The sequence below is a fragment of the Xenorhabdus mauleonii genome (assembly GCF_900113945.1).
Taxonomy (GTDB): Bacteria; Pseudomonadota; Gammaproteobacteria; order Enterobacterales; family Enterobacteriaceae; genus Xenorhabdus; species Xenorhabdus mauleonii.
Window position 1 is genome coordinate 184,202 of record NZ_FORG01000001.1, and the last position, 15,039, is coordinate 199,240.

The 15,039-nt window shown below is 40.6% G+C and carries 11 protein-coding genes and 1 pseudogene; 6 read left to right on the forward strand and 6 right to left on the reverse strand.

Going from position 1 to position 15,039, the window contains the following annotated elements:
- The first annotated feature begins 256 nt into the window (after positions 1-256).
- The 3 genes from focA to pflA all read left to right on the forward strand — a co-directional run bounded on the left by focA (position 257) and on the right by pflA (position 4,331).
- Positions 257-1,114, forward strand: coding sequence for a formate transporter FocA (gene focA / locus BM100_RS00790; RefSeq protein WP_092507140.1), 858 nt, complete (start codon positions 257-259; stop codon positions 1,112-1,114).
- A gap of 54 nt (positions 1,115-1,168) precedes the next feature.
- A complete protein-coding gene (gene pflB / locus BM100_RS00795; RefSeq protein ID WP_092507141.1) occupies positions 1,169-3,451 on the forward strand; it encodes a formate C-acetyltransferase in 2,283 nt (760 codons plus the stop codon).
- A 139-nt stretch (positions 3,452-3,590) separates the two neighbouring features.
- Positions 3,591-4,331 (forward strand): pyruvate formate lyase 1-activating protein, encoded by a 741-nt coding sequence (pflA, locus tag BM100_RS00800; protein ID WP_092507142.1) that lies wholly within the window; start codon positions 3,591-3,593, stop codon positions 4,329-4,331.
- 296 nt (positions 4,332-4,627) lie between these two features.
- On the opposite strand, the gene BM100_RS00805 is transcribed toward pflA, so the two are convergent.
- Together BM100_RS00805 and BM100_RS00810 are read right to left on the reverse strand one after the other, a co-directional pair.
- Positions 4,628-5,281 carry an MFS transporter gene (locus BM100_RS00805; RefSeq protein ID WP_169924689.1) on the reverse strand — a complete coding sequence of 218 codons (654 nt, stop codon included), beginning with the start codon at positions 5,279-5,281 and terminating at the stop codon, positions 4,628-4,630.
- Entirely contained in the window at positions 5,268-5,705 is a 438-nt protein-coding gene (locus BM100_RS00810) for a beta/alpha barrel domain-containing protein (RefSeq protein WP_092507144.1), read from the reverse strand. The genes BM100_RS00805 and BM100_RS00810 overlap by 14 nt, the downstream gene beginning before the upstream one ends.
- A 548-nt stretch (positions 5,706-6,253) precedes the next feature.
- On the opposite strand from BM100_RS00810, the gene BM100_RS00815 reads away from it, so the two are divergent.
- The 3 genes from BM100_RS00815 to BM100_RS00825 all read left to right on the forward strand — a co-directional run bounded on the left by BM100_RS00815 (position 6,254) and on the right by BM100_RS00825 (position 9,193).
- On the forward strand, positions 6,254-6,817 hold the full coding sequence (locus BM100_RS00815) for a TetR/AcrR family transcriptional regulator (RefSeq protein WP_092507145.1): 564 nt from the start codon (positions 6,254-6,256) through the stop codon (positions 6,815-6,817).
- Between the two features lie 703 nt (positions 6,818-7,520).
- A complete protein-coding gene (locus BM100_RS00820; protein ID WP_092507146.1) occupies positions 7,521-8,336 on the forward strand; it encodes a BPSS1780 family membrane protein in 816 nt (271 codons plus the stop codon).
- Between the two features lie 173 nt (positions 8,337-8,509).
- Entirely contained in the window at positions 8,510-9,193 is a 684-nt protein-coding gene (locus BM100_RS00825) for a BPSS1780 family membrane protein (RefSeq protein ID WP_139216912.1), read from the forward strand.
- A gap of 306 nt (positions 9,194-9,499) precedes the next feature.
- Here the strand turns inward: BM100_RS00825 and serS are convergent, their stop codons facing one another.
- From serS to BM100_RS24005, 4 genes and pseudogenes are all read right to left on the reverse strand, one after another.
- Positions 9,500-10,789 carry a serine--tRNA ligase gene (serS, locus tag BM100_RS00830; RefSeq protein ID WP_092507148.1) on the reverse strand — a complete coding sequence of 430 codons (1,290 nt, stop codon included), beginning with the start codon at positions 10,787-10,789 and terminating at the stop codon, positions 9,500-9,502.
- Positions 10,790-10,878: 89 nt separating this feature from the next.
- On the reverse strand, positions 10,879-12,222 hold the full coding sequence (locus BM100_RS00835; RefSeq protein WP_092507149.1) for a replication-associated recombination protein A: 1,344 nt from the start codon (positions 12,220-12,222) through the stop codon (positions 10,879-10,881).
- A gap of 7 nt (positions 12,223-12,229) precedes the next feature.
- A complete protein-coding gene (lolA, locus tag BM100_RS00840; RefSeq protein ID WP_092507150.1) occupies positions 12,230-12,841 on the reverse strand; it encodes an outer membrane lipoprotein periplasmic chaperone LolA in 612 nt (203 codons plus the stop codon).
- Between the two features lie 128 nt (positions 12,842-12,969).
- Positions 12,970-14,676, reverse strand: a pseudogene (locus BM100_RS24005) (DNA translocase FtsK); the annotation flags it as partial.
- Between the last annotated feature and the right edge of the window lie 363 nt (positions 14,677-15,039).

Genomic DNA, 15,039 nt, shown 5'->3' on the forward strand with positions numbered 1-15,039 from the left:
CAAATAAATAACAATTTAACCTGTTATTTTACTTTTTATTCCCTAATGGACAAAACTTCTTATATAAAATATTTTTATAAATTTTAAAAAATATTTTTCCTTTATAAATCACCATGTTAAAATAAAATAATCGTATTTAGCCCCCGAACAACCATCAGACTTTCGGCCTAATATGATCCATATCAAATTCAGGTCTGTGCCCATTTGTTACTATCATTGCGTGCTATAATTAACTAAGGATAAAGAGAGTGTTAGGATGAAAACTGACAACCCTTTTAATTTATTTTCACCTGCTGTAATGGCACAAATCGCTGATGACAGTGGTGTATATAAAGTCAATAAACACCCCACAGTGACTTATTTATCAGCAATCATGGCAGGTGTGTTTATTTCCATTGCTTTTGTTTTTTATCTTACAGCAACGACAGGAACATCCGCTATTCCTTATGGATTGGCAAAATTAACCGGCGGGATCTGTTTTTCCCTTGGCTTGATGCTGGTAGTGATATGCGGTGTCGATCTCTTTACATCCACTGTATTAACAATCATCTCAAAAGCGACAGGACGCATCACCTGGTCGCAAATGTTCAAAAACTGGTTCAACGTTTATGTCGGTAACTTAATTGGGGCACTGTTTTTTGTCGCCTTGCTCTGGTTCTCAGGCCAATACACCGTTGCCAATGGCGCTTGGGGGCTGAATGTATTGCAGACAGCAGACCACAAAATGCACCATTCTTTTATTGAAGCAATCTGCTTAGGCATTTTAGCCAATTTGATGGTATGCCTGGCTGTCTGGATGAGCTACGCCGGACGCAGCCTTATCGATAAATTATTCGCACTAATACTGCCCATTGGTATGTTTGTGGCAAGTGGTTTTGAGCACAGTATCGCAAATATGTTTTTAATTCCGTTCGGGATCGTCATCAAAAACTTTGCCCCAGATACGTTTTGGGCAAAAGTAGGAGCAAACCCTGAACAATTTTCTCAACTCACCGTTTCAAATTTTATTACTGATAATTTAATTCCGGTAACGATAGGCAACATTATCGGCGGTGCAATATTGGTTGGGTTGACTTATTGGTTCATTTATTTACGTGGCGGCAAAAAGCATTAATCCGCCTCCACGCCAGATTTCTTAAAAGTTCCACTGTTAAAAGGTAGAAGTATCATGTCCGAGTTAAATGAAAAATTTTCTGTAGCATGGCAAGGCTTTAACGAGGGTAGCTGGAAAAATGAAGTCAACGTTCGCGACTTCATCCAACAAAACTATACCCCGTATGAAGGCGATGAATCATTCCTTGCAGGCGCCACAAAAGAGACAGATATTTTGTGGGAAAAAGTCATGGAAGGTATCAAAATTGAAAACCGCACTCATTCACCGGTAGATTTTGATACCAACGTTGCGTCTACAATTACCTCTCATGATGCTGGTTATATTGAAAAAGATCTGGAGCAAATCGTTGGTTTGCAAACCGAAGCACCTCTGAAACGCGCCATTATTCCATTTGGTGGCATTAAGATGGTTGAAGGTTCTTGCAAAGCTTACAACCGCGAGCTGGATCCAAAACTGAAACAAATTTTTACCGAATACCGCAAAACTCATAATCAGGGTGTCTTTGATGTTTATACGCCTGATATTTTGAAATGTCGTAAATCTGGTGTGTTGACTGGCTTGCCGGATGCTTATGGCCGTGGTCGTATCATCGGTGACTATCGCCGCGTTGCATTGTACGGTATCGACTATCTGCGCAATGACAAACTGGCGCAATTCACCTCACTGCAAGAAAAATTAGAAAACGGCGAAGATCTGGAAGCCACTATCCGCTTGCGTGAAGAGATTGCTGAGCAACATCGCGCACTGGGCCAAATCAAAGAAATGGCGGCCAAATACGGATGTGATATCTCCAACCCAGCAACCAACGCCAAGGAAGCGGTACAATGGACTTACTTTGCCTATTTGGCAGCCGTGAAGTCTCAAAATGGTGCAGCAATGTCCTTCGGTCGTGTTTCCAGCTTCCTGGATATCTACATCGAACGCGATATTCAAGCAGGCAAACTGACTGAGCAACAAGCGCAAGAATTGATCGACCATTTGGTAATGAAGCTGCGCATGGTGCGTTTCCTGCGTACCCCTGAATATGATGAGCTGTTCTCTGGTGACCCAATTTGGGCAACCGAATCATTGGCTGGTATGGGTTTGGACGGACGTACACTCGTCACTAGAAGTACCTTCCGTTTCCTGAATACACTCTATACCATGGGACCATCCCCAGAGCCGAACATGACCATTCTGTGGTCTGAAAAACTGCCACTTAGCTTTAAAAAATTCGCAGCAAAAGTCTCTATCGACACGTCATCCCTGCAATATGAAAACGATGACTTGATGCGCCCTGATTTCAACAGCGATGACTATGCTATCGCATGTTGTGTCAGCCCAATGATAGTCGGTAAACAAATGCAGTTCTTCGGTGCTCGTGCAAACCTTGCAAAAACCATGCTGTATGCCATCAATGGTGGTGTGGACGAAAAACTGAAAATGCAGGTTGGGCCGAAAGAAGAACCTATGCAAGATGCTGTGCTGGATTATGACAAAGTCATGGAGCGCACGGATCATTTCATGGATTGGCTGGCGAAACAGTATGTCACGGCTTTGAATATCATTCACTTTATGCATGATAAATACAGCTATGAAGCTTCATTGATGGCTCTGCATGATCGCGATGTGCTCCGTACCATGGCATGTGGTATCGCAGGTTTATCCGTGGCCGCTGACTCACTGTCTGCAATTAAATATGCAAAAGTTTCTCCGATCCGTGATGAAGATGGACTGGCCATTGATTTCAACATTGAAGGTGAATACCCACAATTCGGTAACAACGACCCACGTGTCGATGATATCGCTTGTGACCTGGTTGAACGCTTCATGAAAAAAATCCAGAAGCTGCAAACATACCGCAATGCTATTCCAACACAATCTGTGCTTACTATTACCTCTAACGTAGTGTATGGCAAGAAAACGGGGAATACGCCTGATGGACGTCGCGCTGGTGCTCCATTCGGACCGGGAGCTAACCCAATGCACGGACGTGACCAGAAAGGTGCGGTTGCTTCATTGACTTCTGTGGCCAAACTACCATTTGCCTACGCTAAAGATGGTATTTCATACACCTTCTCCATTGTGCCTAATGCACTGGGTAAAGATGATGATGTACGTAAAGCAAACCTGGCAGGTTTGATGGATGGTTATTTCCACCATGAAGCTGATATTGAAGGTGGTCAGCATCTGAATGTAAACGTGATGAATCGTGAAATGCTACTGGATGCGATGGAGAATCCTGAAAAATATCCTCAGTTGACCATCCGTGTATCCGGTTATGCTGTACGGTTTAACTCGTTAACTAAAGAGCAACAAAAAGACGTTATCACCCGTACTTTTACTCAGACAATGTAATCGAGTTATTGCTGAAAATAACATCAATTAAAATTGTGTTACCTCAAAATGTCATTATCTTCTATTGAAATGACATAAACTAAAGGCCCCTTAATACTTGGGGCCTTTATTACTTGTCAGTTTTTGGAGAAATCCGCTCATGTCCGTACTTGGCCGTATCCACTCTTTTGAATCTTGCGGAACCGTTGATGGCCCGGGGATCCGTTTTATTGTTTTTTTTCAGGGTTGCTTGATGCGTTGTCTTTACTGCCACAATCGCGATACCTGGGATACCCACGGAGGAAAAACAGTCACGGTTGAAGAACTCATAAAAGAGGCGACGACCTATCGTCATTTTATGAATGCATCGGGTGGTGGTGTTACTGCCTCAGGTGGCGAAGCGATTCTTCAGGCTGAATTTGTCCGTGATTGGTTCAGGGCTTGCCACGCAGAAGGAATCAATACATGTTTAGACACCAATGGCTTTGTTCGCCGTTATGATCCAGTCATTGATGAATTGCTGCACGATACTGACCTTGTTATGTTGGACTTAAAGCAGATTAATGATGATATACACCAAAAACTGGTCGGTGTATCCAATCACAGAACGCTTGAATTTGCCCGCTACCTCGCAAAACGCAATCAAAGAACCTGGATTCGTTATGTTGTCGTTCCTGGTTGGTCAGATGACGAGCAATCCGTTCATTTACTTGGTGAATTTACCAAGGACATGAAAAATATTGAAAAAATTGAATTACTGCCTTACCACGAGCTGGGTAAACATAAATGGGTTGCCATGGGTGAAGAGTATAAATTGGATAATGTTCATCCTCCTTCAAAAGAAATAATGGATAGAGTGAAGAGTATTTTAAGTAGTTATGGGCATCATGTAATTTATTAAGTTGATATCCGTTGCTTTTCATGAGCCAAGTTTAATAACGCAACCCGTTAATCTTAGCCCTAATGCTGGGTAAAACATTAAACTAACCGCCTGTTCCAAGTTCAATATATTCGGTCAATAAGATACCGACATAAAAGGGAACAGGCGATAGACGGCTAAAACAATATTTCTAGTAAAACATTCACCTCACCCGAGTGTAAAAAGGTTTCATTAGCGGTTTCAGGTGAACCCGTTATTTATTGTCTTGAGTTGAATACATCACTCCAGATTTTTTTAAGAAATAATGTTTTGTATATTTACTTCACCATTAATATCGAAGCATTTTTAACTTTTGTCCTTTCTAAGAAACATAAAAGAGAAGTCATAGTTAATACTCCTACAGTTCCCCAAACAATTATCCAGTCATAGGCATCCAGAATGGATGAAATCATTATTGGTGTTAAAAACGAAGAGACAAAAACGGTTGTCCCTATCATGCCAAGGGCAGTCCCAGCTCGTTCAACCCCAGCTTTAACAGCAGTTTCTGTATATGCAATACCATGCCATGCATGACCTAAAAGCCCAGTAAGAATAAGTAAAAGGACTGCAATAATAGTACTATCTGTGAATAAACAGAGCATCAATGAAGAAATACCACCTAAAACTGAAATCTGTTTCAGTAAATTGATCCGATTTTTATTTTTATCAGTGTAATAGCCTGACCAAATGCGCAATATGCCACCACCAATTTGAACACCGATAAGAATTAACGATATTGCAGATAAGTTTATATGTAAGACATCCTTCATATAGACTCCACCAAAAGCCAATACTGCCATTTGTGGTACAGTAAGAAAACCGGCAGCAATTGTAACTTTCCATACCGCCCTATTTTTTAGAGGAGATTCTATGGGTGAAATAGAGGTGTAAGCATTTTTTATTTCAGCATGTTTAGAACTAACAAAAAACAAGACAAAAATACCAACCGCAACTCCAATAGATTAAAATAACCCTAGTGTTAACAGAAAATTGGGGCAGGTATGCTTCAGTTAATGGGGAGTGGACACATTTGTTATTTAAATACAACCAATTTATTTTTGTACCAATTTGAATTATATGATTTATTCCTACCTCTACTGCATCTAATACCAATTGAATATCTTTAACTAAAGTACGAGAAAAAGTTGCAATTACTGATCGGGCCATTTTCTTACTTATTAACTTTATGACTTGGTAATCGAACTTTGATGAAGCAGGGGATCCTACTTCAACATGAATCACACCGACTTCTTCAAATTTCAACGCTATCTGAACTTTTTGTTCTGGAATCATGACACTTTTTTGTGCCCATTCTCCATCTCCAAACGTTGTATCTAACATCGATACTTTCTTCATTTTTAATTTCCTAAGCCAAAAAATAAATACCAATAGGTATGTTTTCACACGGATGATATAAAAAGCAACCAATTAATTTCATGACAGATATCACATAATCGTTACATTTTTAGTAGATTAATGTGATAAATCCACGCTTTTGTCTTCATTTCATCCAATATTTCTACATTTTGATTTTTCTATAGGCCTCAGAAAGATACCTATAAGTATCTTTCTGGGCGGTTTTAAGAAGATAAACTATGATTCATATTTCGATTAAAGGGGTAATAGAGCTAACCGGAGTGATAGAATGGGTTGTGGCGTTATACGTGCATAGGAATAAAACCAATAGGGTATTGTTTTGAAAGCGTACTTGGATATATCTCAGATGGAATTAAACCTTCGGATATTAGCCGGAACTGAGCCTCATTCATTTTTAATGCAAAACTGCCAAAGTTACCGATAGTAAGTGGACACTGCCATACAAAAGGCATAAATTGAGCTTCATATTTAGCATGTCTCTTCTCCTTTCTAGAAAGGAGGCATGTGTTATCAAGTCAAGGTGACAAATGTCTAATAAATTAAGTTCAAAACAAAAACTAATTGAAGCTATGGGAGAGCTTCTTTTAGAAAAAGGCCTAGCTAACACAAGCCCGAAAGATATCTTAACTCGTTCTGGGGTAGGCCAAGGTAGTTTGTACCACCATTTTCAAGGTAAAGAAGAACTTGCTTTTTATGCAATTAGATACAACACAAATCAGTTCATCAGTTCTAGTGAGGCTATTTTAAATACAGATAAAAGTGCTTATGAAAAATTAGCCTTGATTCTTCATAAAGAAAGAAATATTGAGCGCGGTTGCCTGATTGGCCAAATGGCCAGGGATCGCCGTATCATGGAAGATCCCAAGTTAGGAGAAGAAGTCACAAGAGGCTTTAACTGGATGAAACAATCTATTGAAGAACTTGTTAGGATCAGCATATCCGATGGCTCTATATCTAATACATTAGCACCATTAGAAACTACGACGCTCATTCTTTCTACGCTACAAGGTGCATATATAACGGCTAAAGGATTACAGGATGATACTTATTTTCATATAAGTATTAATGCGTTATTGAAAGCACTCAAGTAAATAGTGTAAACACCATTATATATGGATTGTCTCCATAGCCTATTTCTGGAAATATGTTGATAATTTTCATCTTGCTGGCCTAATTAATGGCTCAGGTCAGCATCTTTCCATTCCTCATTCCAACTACCTTGCTTTCATGTAAGTAACGTATATTAAAATATACCAATAAAGCTATTAAGGTGTTTCAATGTCTTCTTTGTTTTTGAGAAAAAATATAAGATGATTTTGCTTCTAATTCTATCGTAACCTGAGTTTTGTTTAGCTGCCCATCGATCATTCCTTTTTAAGCCTGCGCTAAATCACTCTAAAAATTCATTTTAAACAACTAGTTAATTCAATTGGTGACCAAAAAATCGAATCCATATTAATAAAAAATCCTTAATGGCTCAACCCTCGAGCCAAGGCGATATGCATCCTAAAAAAAAAGTTATATTAAAAACCAGATAATTTGCCTTATGAAAGCAAAAAAAAAACAGAAAATAAAACTAAATTACATTTTAAAGATAAAAGATATCATCATGATACTCGATAATATCGATAAGGAGCATGCAATAATCCGCAGATAAATTACCAAATTAACACTTGTTGATTAATAATTTTTATATGATAATCCTGTCGATTTCTCTACAATTTTGTATTAATGGGATGATATAGAGAAAAACCAATTTTAAAAACATCATTCAATAAGATAATTCGGAAAAAAATGGATAATCAAGATATTAATTTCGATTCAAGGGAAAATAACGTTTCTCTGAGCAAAGAGAAAGATACATTCATTCCTGGTGGACGTGCTGCCGGTGCGGGAGCTGCCACAGAATGGATAGGTGATGCTTGGGCAATATTTAAAGCACAGCCAATGAAATGGATACTGATGGGGGTGATTTATATAGGATTTTTAATAATAGTACAGCTATTTCCTTTCCTCGGTATCTTTAGCATACTATTTGGTTCAGTCATTATTGCTGGTTTCATCGCAGCGGCTGAACAACAACGAATCACGGGTGAATTTGACATAGAATTAATATTCTATGGGTTTAAAAATAAACTCGGTTCACTAGTTGCTGTTAGTGGGCTTTTCTTTGGTATTTATGTACTTGGTGTAATTGCTGCTGTTGTTGTTGGTGGTACAAGCATAATGCAATTAATCTTATCTTCAGAAGAAGCTGATCCCGCACTCGTATTAGGTAGTCTATCCACTTTATTATTTGCAGTTATTATTTTATACGTTTTCATCACTGTTGCTCTTGCATTTACCTGGTTTGCTCCTGCCTTAATAATCATTAATGGTTTAAAATTTGGCGAAGCTATCTCCATGAGCCTGAATGCGGTAAAGAAAAACCTACTCGGTGGCTTTGTCTATTTCTTACTAATGGGTATTTTACTATTTATTTCTGCAATCCCATTATTCCTAGGTCTACTGATCACCTTCCCTATGTTTATGATCACCTACTATACAAGTTACCGTAGCATTTTTTATGCTCCAAAAGAAAGCGAAAATAAATCTACGCTAATCAGCTAATTATCTATGAATCAGCACCTGTATAAGAAAAGCGCTTTTTATAGCGCTTTTTTGTTATACACGCCGTACTTCAAGGTGCATGTATTATCATTCCGCGACTCGGGATGATAATACATTGCTTCCTGAAACTGGGAGTTAATAGGGTATATTTATTAATAATGAGAGTAAAAATAATGGATGAAAAGGACATAAAGATAGATTTAGAAAAAATGCCTAACGAATCAATTAACGACATTTTCCTTCCCGAAGGACAGAAAATTACAGTAAATGCGGCTATCGACTCGATAAGTGATGCATGGAATTTGATATCACCTAAATTGGGCATTTGGATACTACTCGGAATTATTTATAGTGTTATTAGTTTAGGGCTTGAATTCGTTCCTTATTTGGCTTTTATTCTTTCTAATATATTAGAACCTATATTAATTGCAGGAATTATCTCCATTTGTCATACACAAAAAACAACGGGGAAAGCTGAAATAGGCCGGCTTTTTTATGGCTTTCAATATAAATTCAGCTCGCTACTCGTAGTCGGATTGGTTGCCTTTGGTATAAATCTTATAGGATATACCTTTTCTGCTCTTATAGATGGTGATGATTTATATCAAGTTGTTTTTGGAGATATATATAGTGATATTAATTTAATATTCTCTAACGAAGATTCATCTTCATCATCATTTTTATCTCTATTTTTTGGCATCATTACCCTGTTTTTATCTGTTGCATACACTTTTTTTGCTCCCGCATTAATTATATTTAATGATTTTAGCGTAAAAAAATCTCTGCTTGTTAGCTATAATGCGGTATGTAAAAACCCATTAGGAATATTACTATTTTTTTCTTTATCAATCTCTTAGTCATTATCTCTGCTATCCCTTTGTTTATAGGCCTTCTGTTCACTACTCCATTAAAAATGGCAACCTATTATTCTCTGTACCGCAATGTTTTTTATGCCCAAGCAATTAAGAAAGGCGAAATTTCCATAACAAATTAACCTGTGATTTCTAACCATAAAAAAAGCGCCAAATAATGGCGCCTTTTCATCTATACCGTCGTACTTCAAGGTGCATGTATTATCATCCCGCGACGCGGGATGATAATACGCTGCTTCCTGAAACTTGGAGTTAATAGGGTATATTACTTTTTATTGACTATAAAGATGATTAACCGATATATTTCAACCCATTCATATAAGGGCGCAATACTTCTGGGATTTCGATTCTACCATCTGCCTGTTGATAGTTTTCCAGCACCGCAACCAAAGTACGGCCTACCGCCAGACCAGAACCATTCAATGTATGAACCAACTGAGTTTTCTTGTCATCTTTGCTGCGGAAGCGCGCCTGCATACGACGAGCCTGATAATCCCAAGTGTTAGAGCAAGATGAGATCTCACGGTAAGTATTTTGTGCAGGCAACCAAACTTCCAGATCGTAAGTTTTTCTTGCGCCAGCTCCCATGTCACCCGTACACAGCAGCATCTTACGATATGGCAGATTCAGTAACTGCAATACTTTCTCAGCATGCCCCGTTAATTCTTCCAGTGCTTCCATCGATTTCTCTGGATGAACAATTTGAACCAATTCAACTTTATCAAATTGGTGCATACGGATCAGACCACGGGTATCACGACCGTAAGAACCCGCTTCAGAACGGAAGCAAGGTGTATGAGCCGTCATTTTCAGAGGTAATTCACTTTCATCCAGAATTTCATCACGAACCAAGTTAGTGACAGGAACCTCTGCTGTTGGGATCAAAGCGTAGTGACTGCCTGACTCTTCTTCTAACGGTCTGGTATGGAATAAATCTTCACCAAATTTAGGTAATTGACCTGTACCGTACAAAGAATCATGGTTAACTAAATAAGGAACGTAAGTCTCCAGATAACCATGCTGTTCAGTATGCAAATTCAGCATAAACTGTGCGATGGCACGGTGCAGACGAGCAATCTGCCCTTTCATTACGACAAAACGTGAACCAGTTAATTTAACTGCAGCAGCAAAATCAAGACCACCTGACAGTTCACCCAGTGAAACATGATCTTTGATTTCAAAGTCATATTGACGAGGTTCACCCCAACGACTGATTTCAAGATTATCACTGTCGTCTTTGCCATCAGGGGTAGAATCATCAGGAATATTTGGCATGCTTAATGCAATATTGCGGATCTCAGCCAGCAACGTTTCCAGTTCAGCTTTTGCCGCATTCAGTTTTTCACCCAACTGATTGACTTCCTGACGCAGTGGTTCGATATCTTCACCGCGGGCTTTAGCTGCACCAATAGTTTTCGATCGGGAATTCCGCTCTGCTTGCAGGGTTTCAGTTTCAACTTGTAAAACTTTGCGGCGCTCTTCTAACTTGCGCAGCATCTCCACATCAAGGGTATAACCCCTGCGAGCCAGTTTTTCGGCGACTGCGTCTAGCTCATTACGCAGCATATTTGGATCGAGCATGCTAGTCCTGTGTTTGTTGTTATTGAAAATAATGTTATTGGGATAAATAGTGAAAACTATTGAATATAAACCTTACCGTATCGGTGAGATTAACGATAGCGTTTTGTTGGGCTATTTTGATTCTGTTCCATTAGCCAGTTTAATTTTTCCCCAATTTTACCTTCCAGCCCTCTCGCCGTCGGATAATAATAACGTGTTTGTTCCATTTCTGGCGGGAAATAAACTTCACCAGCCGCATATGCGTTAGGTTCATCGTGAGCATATCGGTATGCTTCGCCATATCCCATTTCTTTCATCAGCTTAGTGGGAGCATTGCGCAGGTGAGCCGGAACATCATAATCTGGTTTATCTTGTGCATCTGCCATCGCAGCTTTGAATGCGGTATAAACTGCATTACTTTTTGGCGCGCACGCGAGGTAAACAATTGCTTGTGCAATCGCCCGTTCTCCTTCAGCCGCCCCCACACGGGTGAAACAATCCCATGCAGCAATCGCGACCTGCATACCGCGTGGATCAGCATTTCCTACATCTTCAGAAGCAATAGCCAGTAACCGTCGGGCAACATAGAGTGGATCACCTCCCGCAGATATGATCCTGGCATACCAGTAAAGTGCTGCATCAGGCGCAGAGCCGCGGACGGATTTGTGCAAAGCAGAAATTAAATCGTAATACCGATCACCTTTGTTATCAAAGCGCGCACTTCTTTCTCCGCTCACTTCTTTCAGCAATTCCGGCGTCAAAATCCGTTGCCCCAGTGAATTCACTTCAGCCATATCTGACATCATTTCCAGTAAATTCAATGAACGACGAGCATCCCCTGCCACCAGTTCTGCTATCATTTGACGGGTATCGTCCGGCAATACGATATTTTGCCCACCAATTCCACGCTCTTTATTTTCCAAAGCCTGAATCAACACTTGTTCAATTTCTGCCTTTGAGAGCGATTTCAGTAAATAGACGCGAGCCCGTGACAGCAATGCTGAATTTAATTCAAAAGAAGGGTTTTCAGTCGTTGCGCCAATAAATGTGATTGTGCCATCTTCAATATGCGGTAAAAATGCATCTTGCTGGCTTTTATTAAATCGATGAACTTCATCGACAAATAAAATAGTTCTGCGCCCTGCATTACGATTTTGACGCGCTTTTTCTATGGATTCACGAATTTCCTTAATGCCCGATGTTACAGCTGAAATTCGTTCTATATCAGCTTGGGCATAGTGGCCTATGATTTCAGCTAACGTAGTTTTCCCTGTTCCCGGCGGCCCCCATAAGATCATTGAATGGAGATGGCCTGCCCGGATTGCCCTTGGTAAAGGTTTCCCTTCCGCCAATAAATGTTGCTGGCCGATATAATCATCTAATGTGACTGGCCGCATTTTGGCGGCCAGTGGTTGGAATTCATTTTGCGAAAAATCGAGTGAAAGGTTGTTCACTTAAACCTCACTGACGTTGATCATCCAACGTCACGCCATCTGGGACTGTAAATTTGAATTTTGACGCATCGACACGAGTGTTTTGTTGACCTTGCAATTGATAAGCACTTTTTTGCCCATCTTGTTCAATCGCTGTAAATTTCTGAATTGTTCCTTCTGGCGTCACTGTAATTGAAAAATGTTTTAAATTCCCATTGGTATTATTGGGAGTTAATTCAAAATCATTGCCACTTTGTGCCACTTTGTATTGCTTCCAATCAGCGGGATCATTGCGTGCAATCAGCATAAACGGCGTATTGCCCGTTGCATCTTTTAGCCAATTTGCCGTCACTTGCTCAACAAAGGGATTATAAAACCATAATGTTTTGCCATCAGAAATCAGGACACTCTCATCAGGCGATGTCATGTGCCAGTTAAATAAATTGGGGCGTTTAATCCAAAGCTCACCTTCCCCTTTCTGGATTGTAGCGCCATCATTACTCGTTACGGTTTGAGTAAAGCTGGCATGAAAGCTATTGACTTTCCCTAAACGCCCTTGCAAATCCTGCGTAGCATTAGCCCATGCAGAACCTGCGCTCACACCCATAATCAGACAACCAATCAACATCAGTTTTTTCATGTGCGAGATACCTTCAATTCGTATTATTATCAGCCGCAATGGCTGATATCGCATTGCATTTAACAGACTGCATTTAACAAATCACATTTAACAAATTGCAGTTAACAGATTGTATTTAAAAACAAGGGCTAGTGCTCGTGTGGCGGTGGCGCCAAAACTTCACGATTACCATTGTGCCCAGGCGCACTTACAATCTGCTGTGCTTCCATTTGTTCAACAATTCGGGCTGCACGGTTATATCCAATACGGAATTGCCGCTGCACACCTGAAATAGAAACCCGGCGTTTTTCAATCACAAATTCAACAGCCTGATCAAATAGTGGATCCAGCTCTTCATCGCTGTCAAAGCCTAAGCCACCTTCTCCATCCTCTCCACCTTTAATGATGCTGTCAATATATTGAGGGCGGCCGCGCGCTTTCCAGTCATTAACAACTTCATGGACTTCCTGATCAAGCACAAATGCGCCATGAACACGTACTGGAATGGAAGAGTTGGGTGCCAAATAAAGCATATCCCCCATGCCAAGCAATGATTCTGCTCCACCCTGATCAAGAATGGTACGGGAATCGATTTTACTGGATACCGTAAATGCGATGCGTGTTGGAATGTTTGCCTTAATCAGACCGGTAATAATATCAACAGACGGGCGCTGAGTTGCCAGCACTAAGTGGATCCCGGCAGCACGAGCTTTCTGGGCCAAACGCGCAATCAACTCTTCCACTTTTTTGCCAACTGTCATCATCAGATCAGCAAACTCATCGACCATAACAACAATATAAGGCTCTTTTTTCAGCACAGGATGCGTTGTGTCCATGCTGTCACCCGGTTTCCAGAATGGATCCGGAATTGGGCGCCCCATATTTTCTGCTTGTTTGATCTTATCGTTATAACCTGCAATATTACGCACGCCCAAAGCTGACATCAGTTTATAGCGCCGTTCCATTTCATTTACACACCAACGTAAAGCATTGGCGGCATCTTTCATGTCGGTGACAACTTCAGTCAGCAAGTGGGGAATGCCTTCATAAACCGATAGCTCAAGCATTTTCGGGTCGATCATGATAAAGCGGACATCTTCTGGTTTCGCCTTATACAGGATACTGAGGATCATGGCGTTGACCCCTACCGATTTACCTGATCCCGTTGTTCCCGCCACCAGCAAATGAGGCATTTTACCCAGATCAGCCACAACAGGCTGCCCACCAATATCCTTCCCAAGTACGATGGTCAATGGTGATGGGTTATCTCTGAATTTCTCACAATCCAATACTTCGCGCAGATAAACTGTTTGTCGTTTTTTGTTCGGTAATTCCAACCCAACATAAGGTTTACCGGGAATTACTTCAACGATACGAACAGCGACGGCGGAAAGTGAACGGGCAAGGTCACGTGACAAATTGGATATGCGGGAAGCTTTAACGCCCGGTGCCAAATCCAATTCAAATCTTGTGATTACAGGGCCTGGTGAAAACCCAACGACATCAGCTTTGACACGATAATCGTTTAAACGTGCTTCTATTAAACGTGAAGTTTGCTCAAGGGCAAACATATCAACAGGCTCTTCTTCCTCTGGTGGTGCAGTTAAGAGATCCAGAGAAGGCATTGGTGTTGTCGGTTTTGGCAATGGCTGATCATTGCGCATCAAAAATGGATGGAACAAGCTATCTTGCTGCGGTTGCTGCGGTTGCTGCGGTTGCTGCGGTTGCTGCGGTTGCTGCGGTTGCTGCGGTTGCTGCGGTTGCTGCGGTTGCTGCGGTTGCTGCGCAAAAGTATGCTGGATTTTCGGTTCGTTGGAAGCCGGAACTGGAATTATTTTTTCCTGCTGAGCATATTGTTGATCCGATGATGTCGAGAAGCCAAATGCAGGCTCATCAGATTCATATTTATCAAGATAGCCAGCTTGAGAGGAAGCACTAAATTCAGGTACTTCTTCCGGAGCAAAAGATGATGTTGGCGTAATCGGCTGATTCAGTTGGTAGCGTTCACGTTGCTGTTGTTCAAATGCTATTCGCAACATTTCTTCTTGCACTTGTGCTTCTTGCTCTTCTGCACTCTCTGCCGCATTACCATTTTCTATATTACTTTTTTCTACAATATTTCTTTCGGTGAATGCCTCGATTGTTGGCTGTCTGTCTACCGCTAACGATTGAATTTCTACTGGCTTAGTGTCTGTTGGCCTAGTATCGATTGACGCTGC